Annotated in this window: 20 protein-coding genes; 10 read left to right on the top strand and 10 right to left on the bottom strand. The window is 39.1% G+C overall.

Annotated features, from left to right (window positions below; translation table 11 throughout):
* Window positions 1-93: 93 nt before the first annotated feature.
* Window positions 94-414 (top strand): hypothetical protein, encoded by a 321-nt coding sequence (locus LY11_RS18835; RefSeq protein WP_111635193.1) that lies wholly within the window; start codon window positions 94-96, stop codon window positions 412-414.
* Between the two features lie 45 nt (window positions 415-459).
* On the opposite strand, the gene LY11_RS18830 is transcribed toward LY11_RS18835, so the two are convergent.
* Complete coding sequence (locus tag LY11_RS18830) at window positions 460-933, bottom strand: NUDIX hydrolase (protein ID WP_111635192.1); 474 nt, start codon at window positions 931-933, stop codon at window positions 460-462.
* A gap of 75 nt (window positions 934-1,008) precedes the next feature.
* On the opposite strand from LY11_RS18830, the gene LY11_RS18825 reads away from it, so the two are divergent.
* The 5 genes from LY11_RS18825 (at window position 1,009) to LY11_RS18805 (ending at window position 8,484) form a co-directional block, all read left to right on the top strand.
* Window positions 1,009-2,028, top strand: coding sequence for a S41 family peptidase (locus LY11_RS18825; RefSeq protein WP_111635191.1), 1,020 nt, complete (start codon window positions 1,009-1,011; stop codon window positions 2,026-2,028).
* A gap of 80 nt (window positions 2,029-2,108) precedes the next feature.
* Window positions 2,109-3,419, top strand: a complete 1,311-nt coding sequence (locus LY11_RS18820) for a Xaa-Pro dipeptidase (protein WP_111635190.1) — start codon at window positions 2,109-2,111, stop codon at window positions 3,417-3,419.
* A gap of 18 nt (window positions 3,420-3,437) precedes the next feature.
* Window positions 3,438-6,707, top strand: a complete 3,270-nt coding sequence (locus LY11_RS18815; RefSeq protein ID WP_111635189.1) for a glycosyl hydrolase — start codon at window positions 3,438-3,440, stop codon at window positions 6,705-6,707.
* Between the two features lie 104 nt (window positions 6,708-6,811).
* Entirely contained in the window at window positions 6,812-7,534 is a 723-nt protein-coding gene (locus LY11_RS18810; protein ID WP_111635188.1) for a glycosyltransferase family 2 protein, read from the top strand.
* A 161-nt stretch (window positions 7,535-7,695) separates the two neighbouring features.
* Window positions 7,696-8,484, top strand: coding sequence for a class I SAM-dependent methyltransferase (locus LY11_RS18805; protein WP_111635187.1), 789 nt, complete (start codon window positions 7,696-7,698; stop codon window positions 8,482-8,484).
* Between the two features lie 127 nt (window positions 8,485-8,611).
* Here LY11_RS18805 and LY11_RS18800 read toward each other — a convergent pair whose 3' ends face one another.
* From LY11_RS18800 to LY11_RS18790, 3 genes are all read right to left on the bottom strand, one after another.
* Entirely contained in the window at window positions 8,612-9,703 is a 1,092-nt protein-coding gene (locus LY11_RS18800) for an aldo/keto reductase (RefSeq protein ID WP_111635186.1), read from the bottom strand.
* A 119-nt stretch (window positions 9,704-9,822) separates the two neighbouring features.
* Entirely contained in the window at window positions 9,823-11,055 is a 1,233-nt protein-coding gene (locus LY11_RS18795; RefSeq protein WP_111635185.1) for a TPR end-of-group domain-containing protein, read from the bottom strand.
* Between the two features lie 97 nt (window positions 11,056-11,152).
* The gene (locus LY11_RS18790; protein WP_170132722.1) at window positions 11,153-11,695 is read right to left on the bottom strand and encodes a T6SS immunity protein Tdi1 domain-containing protein; all 543 of its coding nucleotides are present in this window, start codon (window positions 11,693-11,695) and stop codon (window positions 11,153-11,155) included.
* A 162-nt stretch (window positions 11,696-11,857) separates the two neighbouring features.
* On the opposite strand from LY11_RS18790, the gene LY11_RS18785 reads away from it, so the two are divergent.
* The gene (locus tag LY11_RS18785; protein ID WP_111635183.1) at window positions 11,858-12,283 is read left to right on the top strand and encodes a VOC family protein; all 426 of its coding nucleotides are present in this window, start codon (window positions 11,858-11,860) and stop codon (window positions 12,281-12,283) included.
* Window positions 12,284-12,369: 86 nt separating this feature from the next.
* On the opposite strand, the gene LY11_RS18780 is transcribed toward LY11_RS18785, so the two are convergent.
* The 3 genes from LY11_RS18780 to LY11_RS18770 all read right to left on the bottom strand — a co-directional run bounded on the left by LY11_RS18780 (window position 12,370) and on the right by LY11_RS18770 (window position 15,221).
* Window positions 12,370-12,843 (bottom strand): RidA family protein, encoded by a 474-nt coding sequence (locus LY11_RS18780; RefSeq protein WP_245952832.1) that lies wholly within the window; start codon window positions 12,841-12,843, stop codon window positions 12,370-12,372.
* 89 nt (window positions 12,844-12,932) lie between these two features.
* The gene (locus LY11_RS18775) at window positions 12,933-13,496 is read right to left on the bottom strand and encodes a Crp/Fnr family transcriptional regulator (protein WP_111635182.1); all 564 of its coding nucleotides are present in this window, start codon (window positions 13,494-13,496) and stop codon (window positions 12,933-12,935) included.
* A 96-nt stretch (window positions 13,497-13,592) separates the two neighbouring features.
* On the bottom strand, window positions 13,593-15,221 hold the full coding sequence (locus tag LY11_RS18770; RefSeq protein ID WP_111635181.1) for a dihydroxyacetone kinase subunit DhaK: 1,629 nt from the start codon (window positions 15,219-15,221) through the stop codon (window positions 13,593-13,595).
* Window positions 15,222-15,471: 250 nt separating this feature from the next.
* Here LY11_RS18770 and LY11_RS18765 point away from each other — a divergent pair, with 250 nt between their 5' ends.
* Window positions 15,472-16,236 carry a methyltransferase domain-containing protein gene (locus tag LY11_RS18765; RefSeq protein WP_111635180.1) on the top strand — a complete coding sequence of 255 codons (765 nt, stop codon included), beginning with the start codon at window positions 15,472-15,474 and terminating at the stop codon, window positions 16,234-16,236.
* Window positions 16,237-16,294: 58 nt separating this feature from the next.
* Complete coding sequence (locus LY11_RS18760) at window positions 16,295-16,810, top strand: DUF4269 domain-containing protein (protein WP_111635179.1); 516 nt, start codon at window positions 16,295-16,297, stop codon at window positions 16,808-16,810.
* A gap of 70 nt (window positions 16,811-16,880) precedes the next feature.
* Here LY11_RS18760 and LY11_RS18755 read toward each other — a convergent pair whose 3' ends face one another.
* The gene (locus LY11_RS18755; RefSeq protein WP_170132721.1) at window positions 16,881-17,540 is read right to left on the bottom strand and encodes a PAS domain-containing protein; all 660 of its coding nucleotides are present in this window, start codon (window positions 17,538-17,540) and stop codon (window positions 16,881-16,883) included.
* A gap of 363 nt (window positions 17,541-17,903) precedes the next feature.
* Here LY11_RS18755 and LY11_RS18750 point away from each other — a divergent pair, with 363 nt between their 5' ends.
* Window positions 17,904-18,692 carry a DUF4595 domain-containing protein gene (locus tag LY11_RS18750; RefSeq protein ID WP_111635177.1) on the top strand — a complete coding sequence of 263 codons (789 nt, stop codon included), beginning with the start codon at window positions 17,904-17,906 and terminating at the stop codon, window positions 18,690-18,692.
* A 95-nt stretch (window positions 18,693-18,787) separates the two neighbouring features.
* Here the strand turns inward: LY11_RS18750 and LY11_RS18745 are convergent, their stop codons facing one another.
* Entirely contained in the window at window positions 18,788-19,384 is a 597-nt protein-coding gene (locus LY11_RS18745) for an oxidoreductase (protein ID WP_111635176.1), read from the bottom strand.
* Entirely contained in the window at window positions 19,381-20,001 is a 621-nt protein-coding gene (locus LY11_RS18740; protein ID WP_245952830.1) for a VOC family protein, read from the bottom strand. The genes LY11_RS18745 and LY11_RS18740 overlap by 4 nt, the downstream gene beginning before the upstream one ends.
* Window positions 20,002-20,129: the final 128 nt, after the last annotated feature.

Genomic DNA, 20,129 nt, shown 5'->3' with positions numbered 1-20,129 from the left:
CTATTCATATTTCAACGCATGTGAGCGCACTCAGCTGTAAAATAATAAAGTAACTATTATAAATAGTATAATTCTGGTATATTTGCCACAATTATGGGTTACGCAAAAGAAAGAGGAAAGCTTGAGAAGCTATTAACAAGAATCGTTGGTTTAACTACTTATGATGAGAAGAGTTTAGCTAATCTCGTTGACAGCCATGAAAAATATTCACATACTGTCAGGATATTAAAAAACAAAGAACCTGATACATTCGGTGATTTATACAAAAATGAATTACAAGAAGTAAAAGAAAGTAGAAAAGCAGTTAAGGAAAGTGATTCAGATGAATCACGTCAGCATAACTTTATCGCCTATAAAGATTCAATCGTAAGCGCTTTAGAGAAAACTATCAAAACTACATTGGAGACTTTGTAATCAGCTAAAGAAGCCGTATCCCAATACGGCTTCTTTGGTTTCATACTATTTACTTAGCACACTGTTCAATAAACCATCCTCTTCCAGCTTCGCGAAAAGCGTCAATACCCCCGGAACCTGTGCTGGTTCTTTCAAATAAGCCTCCAGATCAAAATAACCAACTTCATCAATCTCATTACTGGCAGCTATTGTTTCCGTTAAGTTATAAATAAAACAATCCTGTTCCATGACCAGGTTATTTTCCTCACCAAAAGCTGGTGCTGTGATATGGCAATAGAAAGTTAACAAGTCCGGATTCATTTTAATATCCAGTTCCTCATATATCTCTCTTTGCACAGCCTGATGCGAAGTCTCTCCGCTATCAATTTTTCCACCCGGAAGATACCAGGCTTTTTTATTTCCACTAAAAGCCAAAAGAATTTTTCCTTCTTTAATGACTACCAATCCAGCAGTATGCAATATTCTGATTTCTTTATTCATCAACTCTTTTTTATTCTTGCCTAATTTAATATCTTTCATCAGTATATATTTGTTTTTTAATAAGTATTTTTTTCACTATTTACTATAAAACACCTTAAACTATACCTACCAGATATGTTGCAAAAACTAGCGCTCTCCATCCTTCTATTTACCCTGTTAAACACAAACAAAGTTACTGCACAGTCCTTTAAAAGTCAGGAAGTCAAGATAATATTAGACACGACTATTCTCCTGATGAAAAAGAATTCAATTCACGCAAACCAGGTGAACTGGAACAAATTAAAGAAAGAGGCTTACACCAAAGCTATTCAACTAAACAGCCCTTATGAGCTAGGGCCTGCCATAAGATCACTATACCAGTCTATCAATGATTTTCATGGAGAATTCTTTTACCGCGATAGTACATTCAGATGGAAACGCAGTCCATTAATTATTTCAGATAGTATCAAAAAGGAATTAAAAAAAGGAGTAAAGCCCAAAATAGAACTTCTTGCAGGTAATATCGGCTATTTAAGAATTCCACCTATGTCCGGGACTTCCGTTGCTGAGTTCAGTAAAAAAGCCCAGGGATTAAATGATAGTCTGTGTCTTTTATTAACAAAAGGTATCAAAGGTATTATCCTGGATTTGAGATTAAATGGCGGTGGCGCTATGTTCCCTATGATATTAGGTGTAGAGCAGCTATTACCTAAGGGGCACCTCGGCTCTTTTCAGGATCAGACAAAAGAAGAATGGTTTATAAAAGATCACCAGTTTTTCACCGATACGACTATGCTTTCCAGTATAACTCCTCAATGCAGTATTACAGCAGAAAAGATACCAGTGGTGATACTCACCGGCCCAGCAACCGGAAGCTCAGGTGAGTTTTTTATCATCGCTTTCAAAGGAAGAAAAAACACCATTTTACTAGGAGCGGAAACTGCGGGTTATGTCACTGCAAATAGTGGCTTTACTATTAATAAATTCACTTCCTTCAACCTTTCTACAGGTTATGGCGTAGACAGCAATGGAAAAGTATACAAAGAGGCGCTTCAGCCAGACATCCTGAATAAAAGCATGGATAACTTCAATAACATCAACAGTGATGAAAAAATCAATGCCGCGATAAGCTGGCTAAAAGTCAATTTTAATTGATTAAAATACCTGTCAAATCCAGTTGATTACAGATATTATAATTTCATATATTGCTGGTGCTAAACCAAATACGCTAATATATGACTCAATTTCGTGTAAAAATCATCACTTTAACTTTGCTAATCTTATCATTTAATAGCTTTGCGCAACAGCAAAACGATTCAGTAAAAGTGATTAAGGCCGGACACCTGATTGATGTAGAAAAAGGAATAACCTTAACCAATCAGCTCATTCTAATCGACCATGACACGATAAAAAGCATTGGGCCTAACCTGGCCATACCAGTTGGGGCAACTATTATAGACCTGAGCAATGCAACTGTTTTGCCCGGATTGATTGATTGTCATACCCACCTGACCTTCCAGCCCGGCGATAATTATTATGAAGATATTTTCCGCCGCACACCAGTAGACCTGGCTATGGTTGCCCCCATCTACGCAAAACGAACTTTAGAAGCCGGATTTACAACCTGCAGAGACGTGGGTGCCTCCGCATTCATCGATGTATCCTTAAGAAATGCAATCAACCGGGGCGATATACCCGGCCCCAGACTGCTGGTTGCTACCCTATTTATCGGAAGTACCGGAAGCCATGGTGATCTGAACGGATTTTCGCCGTATATAGACTGGATAGGCCCAAAACAAATGACCGGTGTCGCCAATGGCGTAGAAGGCGTACGCGCACAAGTCCGTTACAATATAAAATATGGTGCAGAAGTAATCAAATTTGGTGCAAGTGCAGGCGTACTGACAGAAGAAACAAGCGTAGGTGCACCTCAATTCTCACAAGAAGAAATGAATGCAATTGTTGAAGAAGCCCATTTATGGGGACTGAAAGCCTGTGCCCATGCTCATGGTACAGTCGCTATAAAAATGGCCGTTAAAGCAGGTGTAGCGTCCATAGAGCATGGCAGTTTTCTCGATGACGAAGCCATACAACTGATGAAAGCACACGGCACTTACCTTGTTGCGGATATTTACAATGATGAATATATTCTTAGTGATTATGCAAAACACGGGACACCAGAGGTCATTATCAATAAAGAAAAGCTGGTTGGTAAAGAACAGCGCTTAAGTTTTCAGCGTGCAGTTAAAGCAGGCGTAAAAATAGCATTTGGTACAGATGCAGGAGTCTATCCACACGGATGGAATGGCAAACAATTTAAATATATGGTCAAATTCGGGCTGACCCCGATGCAAGCTATACAAGCCGCGACCCTGAATGCAGCAGACCTGCTGGGTTGGAAAAATAAAGTCGGTTCCCTCAGCAAAGGCAAATATGCTGACCTGATTGCAGTTAAAGATGATCCAATTCTGGATATTACTGTATTGGAGCAAATTCCTTTTGTGATGAAGGGTGGAACTATTTATAAAAATGAACTGAAAAAATAAAGAACGGCGATAAACTCTATGATCACTAAATTAGTTTTCACTTTTCAAATGACCTGCCTTTATTGGCTATTATTTGCCTTCACCACATTTCTTGCCTTTACCACATTTCAAACACAAGCGCAGCCTAAGCTACCGGTTCAAATGGCTGCACTGGAAACGGGCTTTCATCAGGTTCCGGACAGCATTCAAACCAGTGTTTACTGGTACTGGGTATCTGGGAATATATCCAAAGAAGGTGTTATCAAAGATCTGGAGGCTATGAAAAAGGTGGGAATCAACCGTGCATTTATTGCGAATGTTACCTGGGGGGAGAAAAACGCGGGTCCCATCAAATTGTTTACAGCAGCCTGGTGGGAGGTGTTACATACCGCACTAAAAACTGCCGGGAAACTGGGCATTGAAATCGGGATATTTAATTGCCCCGGATGGAGCCAGTCTGGAGGGCCATGGGTTAAACCAGAACAATCTATGCGTTATCTCAGTTCTTCAGAGACGGTTATCAATGGCCCGTTATTAATTCATCAAAAACTGGAACAGCCAAATCCAATTTTTCAGGATGTAAAAGTGATCGCTTACCCTGCGCCTAAAGACTACGGTACAACCAGCGGTGAACTGAAATTGAAGCTCAACTCTACTCCTTCATTAAAAGACCTCGGTAACTTAACAGACCATCAAGAAGAAACAATTATCCATCTTCCCGCAGCAAAACCTTTTTTACTGGATTTATCTACAGAAAAACCAGGTACAGCCCGCAGTCTGGTCATTTATACAGCACATAGCCCTACCCGTTTAGAAGGAGAGATACAGGTAAAGATTAACCAGACCTATCAAACTATCAAACATTTTGTCATAGACCGTACAAACCCAAATTTAAAAAACGGATTCCTCTCTTATGGCCCTGCAACAATTTCAATTCCTGCAACTACGGCCAAAGATTTCCGGCTGGTCTTTACTGACTTTACCGCAAACAGTGGAATTGCAGAAATCAAGCTCTCCCCTGTTCCTTTAGTAGAGGACTATCTGGAAAAGACGCTCGCCAAGATGTGGCCCGACGGATATGTCTATTGGCCCGCCTATCAATGGCAACCGCAACCAGTTATCAATGATAAAGCCTACGTGATTGATCCGGGCCAGGTTTTAGATATTTCGGAGTATATGTTAGCTGATGGCACATTAGCCTGGCAGGTTCCCGCAGGCAAATGGATTATTCAACGCAGCGGAATAACACCGACACAAGTTCATAATGCGCATGCTGCTCCCGAAGGAACAGGACTTGAAACTGATAAAATGAGTAAAACACATATTGCAGCTCACTTTGATGCCTTTTTAGGAGAAATTAAACGCCGTATTCCAGCACAAGACCGTAAAACATGGAAAATTGTTGTTGGAGACAGCTATGAAACCGGCAGTCAAAACTGGAGCGACCAGTTTATTACAACATTTAAATCGGCTTATGGTTATGATCCGCTTCCCTATCTCCCGGTATTTCAGGGGAAAGTTGTGGGAAGTGCTGACCATTCCGATCGCTTTTTATGGGATCTCAGGCGTTTTATAGCCGATAAAGTAGCCAGTGACTATGTTGGCGGACTTAGAGAGATCAGCCATAAAAACGGATTAACTACCTGGCTGGAAAATTATGGTCACTACGGTTTTCCCGGAGAATTTTTACAGTATGGAGGGCAATCCGATGAAGTTAGCGGCGAATTCTGGAATGAAGGAATTAAAGGTAATCTGGAAAACAGAGCAGCTTCATCCTGTGCACATATTTATGGAAAAACTAAAGTTTCTGCCGAATCTTTTACAACTACAGACCGTTATTTCATGAATTATCCTGCGACATTGAAACAACGTGCCGACCGTTCCTTTACTGAAGGCATTAACAACACCCTGTTGCACGTTTATATTCAGCAGCCTGAGGAAGATAAAATGCCAGGGATGAACGCTTATTTCGGAACCGAATTTAACCGCAAAAATACATGGTTTAATGACATGGATGATTTTTTAAGCTATATTAAAAGATGTAATTTACTCTTGCAACAAGGTAAATATGTAGCTGATGTTGCTTATTTCATCAGCGAAGACGCACCAAAAATGACAGGAATACAAGAGCCTGCCCTTCCGCATGGCTATTCATTTGACTATATCAATGGCGAGGTGATTAAAACAAGGCTAACAGTCAAAGACGGTAATCTTGTTCTGCCTGATGGAATGCAATACCGGATTTTAGTTTTACCAAAACTAGAAACTATGCGACCAGAACTGCTGATAAAGCTCAAGGAACTGGTTTCTCAGGGTGCAGTAATTTTAGGCCCAAAACCATCCAGCTCACCAAGCTTACAAAACCTTGGAAAAGCAGATCTGGAGATTCAGCAGCTCACAGCTGAACTCTGGGGAAATATCAATACGTCCACCATAAAAGTTAATCATTATGGAAAAGGGATGGTGCTTGACGGCATGAGCCTCGGGGATGCGTTGAAATTGATCAATGTTATTCCTGATTTCAAAACCACTATAGCCGATTCTGCACTTTTTATACACAGGGAACTAAAGGATGGTGCAATTTATTTTATCTCCAATCAAAAAAATGAGGCTATACAGCTAAAACCCGAATTTCGTATTTCCGGGAAAAGTCCTGAATTATGGGATGCTACTACAGGTAAAGTACGTGATCTTCCTGCGTATACTCAAACAGCTAACACTACCCTGGTTCCCTTAAAACTGGCCCCTTATGAAAGTGCATTTGTAATCTTCAGAAAATCCAGCCCTGTTCAGCAAAACGAAAGCTTAAATTACCCGAAAATAATCAAGAGTATTCCCATCACAAGTCAATGGCTGGTTAACTTCGACCCTAAGCTTGGCGGGCCTGTTAAACCCGTTGTTTTTAAACAATTAACAGACTGGGCCGAAAATAAAGATGAGGCTATCAAATATTACTCCGGAGCCGCTTACTATCAAAATAGCTTTGAATTATCAAAAGTTAAAAAGGGACAACATGTACTGCTGGATCTGGGAAATGTTATCGCTATTGCAAAAGTTAAACTAAATGGAATAGCCATTGGCGGGGTATGGACTGCTCCTTACAAAATCGATATTACTAAAGCAGTAAAACCGGGCAAAAACGAACTGGAAATTAAAGTAGTCAACAACTGGATAAACCGGCTGACCGGAGATCATCAATTGCCTGAAAACAAAAGGATAACATCCACTTATTATGACTGTTATGATCCCGCCGTGAAATTACAATCCTCAGGATTAATAGGACCAGTCCTGCTGCAAATCGTCCGTTAACCTGATTATAAATTGGGACTATTGACCCTGAATTATCCGCTAAGATTGTCATATTTTAGAAAATGGCTGAACCTGATGGTTGAGTTAAACTTAATTCATAAAATATGGGATCAAAAATTACGGAAATAGATATTGTTATTTTAAGCTATGCGCAAACAGATGAATTAAAGCAGGTTACCGCTAACTGCCTCACTTCTTTAATGGCATCTGAAGACCCTGAATTGATTCAATTTAATATCATCGTAATCGAATCTCAAAAAGAGCTGAAACCCTTTCAATACGAATATGGCCAAACGGTTTATCCGGATCAGTCATTTGGCTATAACCGGTATATGAACATTGGTATTTCAATGACATCAGCGCCCTATATCTGCTTATGTAATAATGATTTACTTTTCCATCCGCAATGGGCAACAGAAATATTAAAGCCCTTTAATAAATATTGGAACTTATTCAGCGCTTCTCCCATGTGCACTATTCATCATACCAAATTGGGTATGGAGCCGAATATTGGGTTACTGCAAGGCTATAGAGAACGTGTAGAAGTTTCGGGCTGGTGCCTCTTTTTTAAACGCAGTATGCTTAGTATAATAGGTCATTTAGATGAGAATTTTATATTCAGACATGCCTCCCACGATTATACGCATTTGCTCTCGGCATTAAATTTAAGCCACGTTCTGGTTACTTCTTCCCTGGTAGATCACCTGGATCATACCACTTTAAACAAGCAGGAACCAGAGCGTTTCAACGAGCTAATGTGGAAACAAGACATTTATTATGAGAAGAAATGGGGTTACCGTTTAGGCAGAAAGTGGAAAGCGCTATAAAACAAGCACTACACACGCTATAAGTATTGCACAGCTGGAATTCCTGAAGACATTTAGGGTCATTTGACCCTAAAATAATAAGCGAATCCAAGTTAAATTGCTTCCGCATTCAAAGGTTTGCCTAAGAAACATTACCGCGGATCAATATAAACCCTATCAGCATGAAGAATAAATTATATAAGGAGTTTGCAAGTTATTATGCAGCTGTAACCAATGACAGAGATTTTAAAAGCCAGCTGGATCTTATGCTGAGTGCTTTTGACACAGACAGTCCCTGTAAATCTATACTTGAATTGTTTGCAGGACAGTCCTTGCACAGTATAGCAGCACAAAAAAAACCAGACATAGACGTATGGGCAATAGATTCAAGTTCCGAAATGAAGCAGCTTGCACTGGCTGAAGGATTTCATAATCCTGCACAGTATATAGTGGCAGATCTTCCTGAAGCTATGTTAAAGATTGAAAATGTTAAATTCGATTGTATCACTTGTTTGTACCATGGATTAAGTAATCTGAATAATACAGAAGTACATCAGCTGTTTACGTACTGTAAGCAACAATTAAGCAGTGAAGGGAAGATGTTCATTGAACTTCATAACATCACTTATATTATGGAGTATATCTCTAATCCACAGGTCGTTTATACTGAGGTTACCAATGAAAAAGGTGAACTCATTAAATATGCCTGGCCAAGTGGTAAAATTCAGTGGGACCCTTATACTTACATCGCACAAGTACCTGTACAATTTCTTATTGGCTCCTCACACCGGACAGACACTATAGAATTCACTTCATCAGATCGTATTTACAGTACAGAGGACATTGTATTTTTTGCTAATCTTGCAGGTTTTGATTGCAGAATCATGACCACAGAGCCACATTGGGCTAAACACTTTGAACATGGAATTATCCTTGAATTATCTCAGAAACCCACTGTTCCAAATCTATAAAACACTACTCTTCTAACTGATATTTTAACTTTACCTATGAAAGACCTGCATTGTAAAGTGCCCTATTTAACTTTTAGGGGGCACTATACAATACGGGCTGATAATCACAGTAAAGAACTTATAAAATTTAATACACCTCCTGAATATTTTGTGGTGATAAAGGAAGTACCGAAGACCCGACCCCATTTACAGTTGTACCTGCCTGGGCCAGATGGGCTGCACGGTTATTAATCATATCCATGGGGAAATTCAATACAGGCTTTGAAAGCAGATCCAGCGACGTGATTTCATCATTTGATAACAACACTGCTAAAGACTGAAGATTCTGGTCTAACTGATCCATAGTACGTGCACCAATTATAGTAGAAGTTACTCCGGGTCTGCTCACTACCCAGGCTAAAGCCACGCTGGCCGGAGTAGTTTCTTTTTCTTTTGCAAGCTCCATTAAACGATCAATGATCTGGTAAGTATTTTCATCAAAGACAGTACCTCCTTCCAGACTATTTCTCCCGCTTTGGGTTTCTCCCTGGTTGGCCCTTGTGTATTTTCCACTTAAAATACCTCCTCTCAAAGGTGACCACGGCATCACTCCCAACCCAAGATCCTGAGCCATCGGAATTAATTCACCCTCCACAGTTCTTTCCAGCAGAGAATATTCAATTTGTAATCCTGTAAACGCAGACCAGCCGCGATACCGGGCAATCATTTGAGCTTGTGCAACCTTCCAGGCAGGCGTATCAGAAATTGCGATATAGCGAACCTTTCCAGCGGTAACCAGGTCATTTAGCGCAGACATGGTTTCCTCTATTGGCGTAAAGGGGTCAAAAGCGTGCATCCAGTATAAATCCACATAATCAGTTTGCAACCTTCTCAGTGAATTCTCCAAAGAGCTTATAATTGTTTTTCTGCTTGAACCGCCCGCATTAGGATCACCCGGATACAGGTTACAGTAAAATTTAGTGGAAAGCACTAACTGATCTCTGCGAACATCTGCCTGCTTTAAATAGTCACCAATGATTTTCTCTGAATGTCCTTTAGTGTAAATATTGGCTGTATCAATACAATTTCCACCAGAAGTTATATATTTCGACAGGATGGCTTCAGCAGTTGCGGGAGTTGAACCCCAGCCCCATTCTTCGCCAAATGTCATTGTTCCAAGAGTAAGCGGACTTACTCTTAACCCCGATTTACCAAGGGTTCTGTAATTTGTTAAATCCATTCTGTTTTGTTTTTAAGGAATAATTCCATAAAAGTACTACAGCATGGCATGCTCCTGTTTGCTCAAATCAAACAGATCATAGCAAATATCAAACAATGGAACAATTACAGCAGTTCGGTTTATTTGCCGGGTTTAGCCCAAAAGTATGCTGCATTACTGGTGGCATAAGTGATCCCGGTCTGGTCACTCAGTTTATCTCCTTTGATCTTGCTAAATCCACCCGGATATAAATGAATATCCTCAATAAGTGGTTTTCCTGCGCTCCGCGTCTCTGCGTCCCACTCATTTTTAACGTCACAACTAATCCAGTATAAATTCTTTGACATATAATAATCCAGATAATATTCCCTGGTATACTTCTTCTTATTGTTCCAGTTTGCATCCTCGTTTAAAACCAGTGGCTCCCCTGCAATTAATTTCGTTCTTACTTCTTCTACATTGAGGAGCGTCCCCTGAGCATCGCTCACGTAAGCATTAAATGTAGGGTCCATCCATACCCACTTATCCATCTTTTCAGACCAGACTATCGTAATTACATGGCAATCCAGATCGGTTGTATCTTTGGGCATGCAGGTAACCATTCTGGATTTATACCCCATTGCCTGGTAAGCATCTTTGAGTATAGTCGCCATCATCCTGCAGTTCAATCCCCGGTCTTCTTTTTTACAAATCTCCAGGAGATCCACTGCATTTTTATTTTTTGGATTATCAATACTACCATCATGCTTTACTGAATTATGCACCCAAAATAACAGGTTCTTGAACCTGGATGTTTCATCGCCATTTCCACTAACAGAATCCAGCTTATAATTTTTTCTGAATTTAACCAGTTCAGGTGCATTCGAATCCTGATAGGTAAACTTCAGTGCTACCCTTTTATCCTTCTGGTCATACATACCCGATTTTTGAAGGATATAACTGTAATCCCCCCTTGCCCTGATTTTCTCTACAACTGTTTTAAATTGTGTATCGCCACGCAAACCATCGAGGTCAGTATCGGCCATCATATTTTTATAATTGCCAAAACCGTTCTGTACTGCACTATCTAAATATAATATTGCCTTATTTTTATTGCCACTCAAAGCATTGACACAAGAAAGACTATAATATTGATTGACAAGCGCCCCCTTATACTTTTGCTTTATATCAGCAGAAAGTACCTTGAATTTTTGAAGAAACCTAACAAGTTCTGCGTTCGATGCAACATAATCCTTCCTGTTGTAAGCAGCTATAACCGATTGAATAGAAACCTGGTAAGATTGCTCAAAAGCTTCATCAGGAACTGATGACTGACTAAAAGCCGACAAAGTAACGCAGGTTACAACCAGAAAAGCAGCAATAAATTTTCTCATAACTATTATTAATAGCGCAATGTAAGAAACAAAACGAACATCAGGTATTCTTTTTATTGACTACACTTTATATTAAGCTGTAGCTATATTTAATGGGTTAAGCTTGAAATAAGAGGCTTAAATGAACCTGGCAATTCCCCTTTTGTACAAACTCAATGCTTTCTGCCCCGCCCAATGCTAATGCAGGAACAAAAAAGAAGATCTCATTTTGAGCAAGCGTCCCTTCTTTTTGGAGTGAAGCTTTAAACAGTTCCAGCCTTAGTACCTCTTTTATAATATCATCATCACATAAATACCCGTTAAAAAAATCCGTCAGGCTCCAGACACAGGTTTCAATCTGATTATAATGCGGATCGAAGACACAAACATCCTCATCCACAGCTGTTAATTTTCTGTAATAAAATAATTCCCCGAAACCACTGATCGCTATCGGAACATAATTTGAAGCTTTCCTGCCCAGCGTCCGTTCCAGATCATCCTGAAAATCATCAGGGTTGATGACTTCAATCAATCCGTCATTGTATTTGCCCAACCCTTTTGTTCTCCACAATTCAATCATACTCGAAGGAAGGACGTGAGCATAGCGGTTAACTAACTCTTCATTAACCACTTCTGTAGCTGTGGGTCTATACTTTTCCAAAAAACCAGTCATTTCCATCTCAGTAGTTGTTATTGATCCAACTACAATATACTTGAATTCTTAGTCGCAAACAACCACTAATATTGGCTAATTCATACCCTATCAAAACATAAAAATGCTTTTACATTTGTGATACAACAAACAAATCTAAAATCATAAACCATGGCAGCAGTTAATCCTTATTTAAACTTTGACGGGAATACCGAAGAAGCATTTAATTTCTACAAATCAGTATTTGGCGGTGAATTTAGTGTCGTATCCAGATTTGATGCAATGCCGCAAGAATATCAGCCTGATCAAAGCGAACTCAATAAAATCATGCACATTTCATTACCAATTGGTCCTGGAAGTATTTTAATGGGAAGTGACAGACCGAAATCATATGGGCCAATCAACAAAGGTGACAATGCTTATGTTGCTATTCAAGCAGAAAGTGAAGAAGAAGCTACCAAATTATTCAATGGCCTTTCAGCGGGCGGAATAGTTACCATGCCTCTGGAAAAAGCTTTCTGGGGTGCTTTCTTTGGAATGTTCAATGATCAGTTTGGCGTTCAGTGGATGATCAATTATGATTATGACAGATCATAAAAAAGATGGTATCATTTATCTTAAGGAGGTTGTATCATTTTAAGATAAATGATACAACCTCTTTTTACGATCCATATTTTAACTTCTTATTTCACCACTGTCGCTTCCAATTCAACCTTTAAAGTTTCAAAAAGGCTTTTCACTTCTAACAACGTAAGCGCAGGCTTAACACCATGTTTGGCTATCCAATCTTGAAAAATATCAAAATGCGGCCATAGCTCTGCTGTAGAAGTGGTATAGATATTTAACCGGGCTATCCCCTTGCATTCGTATCCGGCCTCGCCAATAACCTTTTCCAGATTCTGTAAGGCCAGAATTAACTGAGACTTCATGTCTTCGTTGCTCGATATTCCATCTGCACTTATAGCCGTCTGTCCTGAAACATAAAGTGTACTTTCTACATTTTTCACTTCAACAGCTTGTACATAACTGCGTTCATCCTGCCATTTCCAGGGATTAATAATTCTTTTCTCCATTTGAGTTGTGTTTTGAGTTTGTGCCCATACAGGTACACCAGTTATCAATAGAAATGCTAATAGTATGTTGCCTTTCTTCATCATTGCAGTTTAAATCTGTACTGCAAATTTGTGAATAACACCCGGAATTGACTCTTGACAAACCTCACGATTAAAAAGTGAGCTAAGTCACACTAAGGAGATAACCTGCTTAAGGTTTCGCGCGAAACGCCCAGGTAACCAGCAAGAAGACTCTTGGGTACGCGTTGGATAAGTGAAGGATATTGTTTAGTTAATTGTTCATAACGCTCTTTCGCATTAGACGTTAACCAGGATATAATACGCCGTTGTGAGCCGATAAAACCATAATTCGCTTTTTCAAGGAAGAAACGCTGCATCTTCGGCAAATCATCACATAACTTTTTATAGTCTTCGAGTAAAAGACATAAGACTTCGGTATCTTCCAGACATTCTAAAGACATGGTCGCCCTTGTCTGCGTGAAATAAGCATAATAATCGCTCTCCCACCAGTCTTCCATCGCAAAAGAAACAACGCGCTCTTTACCCGTATCATCAGTATGCACCAATTTTAAAAGTCCGGAAATCACAAAATAAGAATACTTTACCTCTTCACCTTCCTGAATCAGGAATTGATGTTTCTTAAATTTTTTAACAGTAAAATGGGTACACACAAAGGCAAACTCATCCTCACTCAGCGGTACGATCTTTTCTATATGTTCCCTTAATATCTGGTGCATGGTAAAATGGTTATAAAAAGCAGCCGCAATTTAAGACATTAAAGAATCTGATCCTGCTTATCAGGATCAGATTCTTTAATAAACTCTAATACTGTCTTATTTTAGTGAAGCGATTTTTTCAAAAACTCTGGCAATCACTTCCGCACCCGGATCAGGAATATTTTTCAGTACTGCCTCAGAAAGATACGAAGACCTTCCAAATTTAGTATTCGTGATCGTTTTTGTATATTCAGTTCCTTTACGCGCCTGCTCAGCAGCAGCGGAAACAGATTCATTTTTAGCCAGCGCTTCAAATGCAGGTTCTAAAGCATCAATCATAGTCCTGTCACCTACTTTTGCCCCACCATAATCTTTCACCTTCTGCAAACCCTGCAAAAGTGCTTTTCCCAAATCAGGATCTTTTGAATAAGAATTACCCGCAGCCGTAAATAAAATTGACAATAGAACTCCACTTGATCCGCCAGCTTCTCTGGATAATATCCTGCCAATAGTGAGCAGCAACCTGCCTGTATCATTCAGCGGAAGTTTATCTGCAACCAGTAATAAACGTTTACCCGCTAAAGCGAAAGTAGACCCTGCATCACCATCCCCAACTTTAGCATCCAGCCCGTTAATTTCTTTCTCTATCGCAACCAGTAAAGCACCAGTCTGTTCTATCAGCTGCTTAACCTTTGCATTTGCAGAAGCTTCGTAAGGAATAGTTTCCGGAAGCTCAGGACTGCTGATTTCTGCTGGCTGCTGAAAAGCTTGAATCTGCCATGCAGAAGGTTCTGACTCTGCCAGTAACGCCTTTTCAATTTCCTCATTCAACCGCAATACCGAAACTGAGAAACCACTCATATTAATAGAAGACATTAAAGCCGCGGGCCCTACCATATAATCTACTTTAGCCGCTAATTTGGTATGGCTAAAAGAATTGACCAGTAAGCTCATTTCGATAGGGCTTACACTGCCCATGTTATTAAATATCATTGCATATCTGCTGTTATCAACAGGTAAACCAGCTTCCAGTTTTTCAATAGCCAGGGCCATTAAATGATCTGCCGGAGCGTAAGGGATTACCTCTATGCCTGGCTCTCCATGAATTCCCAAACCTAATTCTACCTGCTCATCCGTTAAACGGGAGGTCGTCTGCTGCCCTAAATGCTGACATTCAGTAAGCGAAAGGCCAATAGAAGCTGTACGGTCAATCACCTGCTGAGCAATTTCAGCAATTTCCGCTAATGACTTTCCTTCCTCAGCTAACTGTCCGGCAATTTTATGTACAAATAAAGTACCTGCCAAACCGCGCTTTTTCACGTCCTGGCCAAGGGCGATGTCATCATCAACAGTGACTGTTTTCACTTCATAACCTAAAGCGCGCGCCTGTTCTGCTGCCAGGCCAAAATTAAGACGGTCACCTGTATAATTTTTAATAATCAACAAACAACCCATTGGCCCTGTCGCCGCTAAAATAGCTGATAAAACAGCATCCACAGTAGGTGAAGCAAAAATATCTCCGCATACTGCAGCAGTCAGCATCCCTTTGCCTACAAAACCTGCATGTGCTGGTTCATGGCCAGAGCCACCACCAGAAATAACCGCCACTTTTGACTTGTCCCAATCTTTACGAATGACAACACGTATCTCAGGAAAGGAATCTAACCTCGCTAATTTAGGATTCGTTAATAATCCATTGATAGCTTCATTTACAATCTGATCGGGTTCATTTATAAAAAATTTCATGATATATTATAATTTCGTTTGTGTATAATAGAATTCCCCCTGAAGGGTTTCCCAAGGTACTTAAAAGATCAATTCACCGCTTTTTATCTTCCTATTGATAATGTCAAATTTTAGAGCCTGTTAACATCCGTTACTTAAAATGCGTGGTATATTTAATCCTGCCCAACGGGGCGAAACATTTAATAATATCAAATCAACACGAAAACAGAAATCAATTACGTTATGATTATATAATTTTAATCAACTTATTATGGCATGGAATCCGGATGTTTACAACAAATTCAAACAAGAACGCTTTGGCCCTTTTTATGATTTAATACAGTTGGTCAAAGTTAAGCCAGCTTTAAAAGTAATAGACCTGGGTTGTGGAACCGGAGAACTGACCAGGAAACTCGCAGACGCTTTACCAGGATCAACAGTTGTCGGAATAGACTCTTCGCAGGAAATGCTGAACGATGCTGCCGAATTCCAAAATGACCAGGTGAGCTTTAAGAAAAGTTCCATAGAGGAGCAGCTTGCCACAGGAGAAAAATTTGACCTGATTTTTTCCAATGCAGCTATACAATGGGTCGGTGATCATGAAAAGCTGTATCCGAAAATCATTTCCTGTATTAAACCAGGTGGACAGCTCGTGGTACAAATCCCCTCAAACCATACCCATTTCACCCATACTACGTTAATAGATATTGCCACCACCCCACCATTTGCATCCGCATTAAACGGCTTTATAAGGGTATCCCCAGTGCTCGACATCCAGAAATACGGTCAATTATTTTTCAACCATGGAGGCACTGAAATTACCGTTTATCAAAAGATATATCCCCATATATTAAAAGATGCAGATGCCTTATTTGACTGGGTTTCCGGGACAGCCATGCTTCCTTATGTAGAAAAGCTATCTGAAGACATTAAGCAAAGCTTTATTGCGACTTATAAAGCAAGATTAAGAAAGGAATTTAAAGAATCGCCGGTATTTTATCCTTTTAAGCGAACTATTATGTCTGCAACCTTTTAAAAACCTTCCGCATTAATGATAGCTTTGAGCCAGCTTATAAAGTTTAATCCCAGCTCCTATGAAGTTTGATTCCATTTCTTATTTAGCAACTGGTAATGTGCGGCAGAAAGATGCTTATGCGGTACTTAAAGAGCATTTGATTCTCGAAATCCTTCAATCCTATGATCCTATCCTGGTTGGAACTGTTCCGATTGCCATAGCTATCAGCAGCAGCGATCTTGATATTATCTGTTGTTATCAGGATAAAAAAGAGTTTAAGAAGTTATTAGCTGATTCTTTTTCACTATTCAAAAATTTCAGCTTGGAGGAAAAAGTGGTGAATAATCAGGAAGTGGTTCTGGCTAAACTGATTGCTGGCGACTGGGAAATCGAAATATTCGGACAAACTATACCTACCCGTGAACAGGCAGGCTACCGGCATATGCTGGTTGAAAATAAATTGCTGATTGAATACGGTGAATCATTCAGAGCAGAAATTATTAAACTCAAAGAACAAGGCTATAAAACAGAGCCCGCCTTTGCCCGGTTATTGAAGCTGACCGGTGATCCTTATCTTGAACTACTGAAAATCTGATAACCATTGAAAATCTGATAGATAATAAAAACATCAGCGTTACTCAAAATCTGATAACCACCGGACCCGCTTATTCTTTTTTGTTCCCAACCATGACCACCCCGGTTGTATTACCCTTGTCATCCCTCAAAGGGGTATAACTATAGCATATTTGATTACTTTCTGAAGTAAAAGATACACCGTTATGATAAACATGTTCTAACTCTCTGATGCACGTTTTATGATTGTTATCCCATAAATCCAGCATTCTGGCATTGATAGATTGAATCTGAAAATCAAAACCATTGAATACAGCCATTGCTACAGGGGCCGACATCACAAGTGCGCGTAAATTACGATCTGCTTCTAACCTGTACTGTTTGCTCATTTCCCGCTCACTCACATCTGTCCCGACCACCAAAACTGAGACGACCTTACTATCTTTACCCAAAATTGGTGTGTAACTGTAATCTACAAAAACTGTCTCGGCCTTGCCATTGTGCACAGAGTAGAACTTAGCTCCTATTTCGCTATGTGCTTTCCCGGTACGGATTACCTCATAAATTAGCTCCGGATAGGGTTGTTCAGCAATTTCAGGAAGAAAATCGAGCAGTTTTCTGCCCACTACAGATTTCTCTTTCCTCAAAAGTTGCAGCATAGCAGAATTTGCCGAATCGAGCCTTAGGGTTTTTGCATCCAGTATTGCCATAGCAACCGGAGCATTCTGAAACATGTTTAGGTATCTCTTCATAGCACACATGTCCTTTATATTGGTTATATCTCTTAAATATTCCAATTTTATTCCTAAAAACAAAGCTTGACCCGTATACACTTTTACGCAAAAACCTAAACAAAAATCAGGCTATAACTTCATGTAAATTAAGCATTTCCTTTAATCTAGTGTATTGGTGGACATTTAAAGAAACCATAATTCTACCCTTATGAAAAAAGGTGTATTAAAAGATTATTCTATCACATTAAAAAAAACTTAATGCCTCAAAATTATTACAATTGACAATTTTAAAGTCAATCAGCAACCAGCTTAAAATAATCGTTGAAAATTTGAGTTCAAGATTTAAAAACGCATCTTTGGCATCAAATATTTTAACTACGGATGAATAAAATACACCTGTCAATCTTTATAATTTTCTTTTTTATAATAAGTTCCTGCAAAAAAGAAAAGCCACCTTTAAAAGCAGAAAGCTGCTTCCTGACACAAAGCAATCATCAAATTGGTTACGATTATTATTTCCCTGCTGATAAAACATTCGAATCAGATGATCAGGGAAGAGTGATAAAGATGATCAGTAAATATGCACCTCTCAAAGAAAGCAGCGCTACATTCACTTACAGTAACAGCCAGATTATTGAAACATTCACAAATACCGGGGGATCAAAATTCACCAAAATCTACAAATTAGATAATCAAGGCAGAATCGTTGAATCCAATAACTATTCCGGAGAATTTCAATTGTATTATAGTTATAATAAGGACGGGTATCTTAGCAAGATTAATTATTTTGTCAGAAATCAGTTAGCATATTCAAGGGAACTGGTTTATACCGGAGGGAACTTAACTAAAGTCATTGAAACTGAAAAAAACGGTATTGTTCTTCCTGATGGAAATATCACCATCGAATACAATGATATGGGTTTCAAAGAAAACTTCTTTATCGCCTATGAATATATACCACCAGGTGATGATGTATCACCTGTAGTACTCAAATATATGGGGAAAAGCTCGAAAAACCTGGTATCCAAAATCATTGCCTCTCCAAAAAATATAAATATTTATACTTATGAACTGGATAAAAAAGGAAATATCATCAAGTTATATCATTTAAATCCAGGATCTGCTAATACCTATACCCCTTCCTCATTTTCTTATAATTGCAAGAACTAATAAGATTATAAAAGGCCGGTTTTGTCAATAAAAACCGGCCCTTATCAATTTTATATTAAAATAGAATTTATATAACTAACTATGCTTTGTTAGCATTAACTTTTTCCTGCGTAAACAGGATAATCTGTATAGCCGTGTTCCGCACCACCATAATGTAAATCACGGTTTGGTAAAGCAAGTTCATAACCATACTTTAACCTGTCTGTTAAATCAGGATTAGCAATAAATGCTTCCCCAAAAGCAGCCAGATCAATCAAACCTTCCCTAATATATTTTTCAGAAAGCTCCTTGTCCATCCCTCCTGCCAGGATAATAATCCCATTAAAATTTGTTCTGAAACGTTTTAAAAACCCATCTGGCAAAGCAAAACTACCCCGGCTTTTCTGATCCATCAGGTGAATATAAATGATTCCACGTTTTCCAAGTTCCGCAGCCAGATAGGCATAAGTCTCTTCTATTTCATCATATTGTGGTAATTCATGTAAACCACCATAAGGAGTTAACCGTACCGCTACCTTTTCTGCACCAATTTCAGTAATGCTTGCATCAATCGCTTCCAGTAAAAATCGGCTCCGGTTCTCTATTGAACCACCATACTCATCTGTTCTATCATTAATGAACGGATTCAAAAATTGCTCTATCAAATATCCATTTGCCCCATGAAGCTCTACGCCATCAAAGCCAGCTGTTATAGCATTTGACGCTGCATTGGTGCTCTTTTGAAAGGGCCTTGTGGCTCAATGATCTCCAGATGTGTCCCATCAGGATCATCAAAATAAGCTACTGCAGTACCAAAACCAGCTTTCAAACCATCAGCAGCTTCAAAAATTATAGGCTCTCCGGATAGTTTTATTCCTGCATCTTTCAAACGTTTCACTGCATCCTGAATATTATCAACTTCAAAACATAAGTGCATCGCGCTGATTTGATTGTTATCATAATGCGCTTTAACAGGTTCAGGCTGCTCATATTCCAATAAATCCATGTTGATATTTTCAAGATGAAGATTAGCATAACGAATCAATGTTTTTTTCAAACCCAGTACCTGTGCCATCCTGTCTCCTCCAATCTGATCGACATTATTTACTTTAAGACCTGTCAGTGCTTCATAAAAAGCTATAGACCGGTCAAGATTTGCAACTACGATTCCCACATGATTAGCTCTGCTGAATCCTTTATTTTTTGAAGATGTATTTTCCATGTTTTTAGTTTTAGCATTTAAAGAAATTGCACTGCCTGTAAGTACTGCGGCAGCACCAAGAGTTGCTGCCTGTATAAATTTTTTACGTTCCATTTTGTATAATATCATTTGTTTAACACGACAAATGTCCGGCTTATAATACTATCATTAAAATAACATGAATTCTATTAAGCTATTATAATTGTAATACATTAAAAACTTTAGAGACGAGTTATCATTTTCCTTAACCCACCCAA

It is taken from the genome of Pedobacter cryoconitis (genome assembly GCF_003259615.1).
GTDB classification, from domain to species: Bacteria; Bacteroidota; Bacteroidia; order Sphingobacteriales; family Sphingobacteriaceae; genus Pedobacter; species Pedobacter cryoconitis.
The sequence above is the reverse complement of the archived record's forward strand: the minus strand, read 5'-3'. Positions and strand labels throughout refer to the sequence as shown.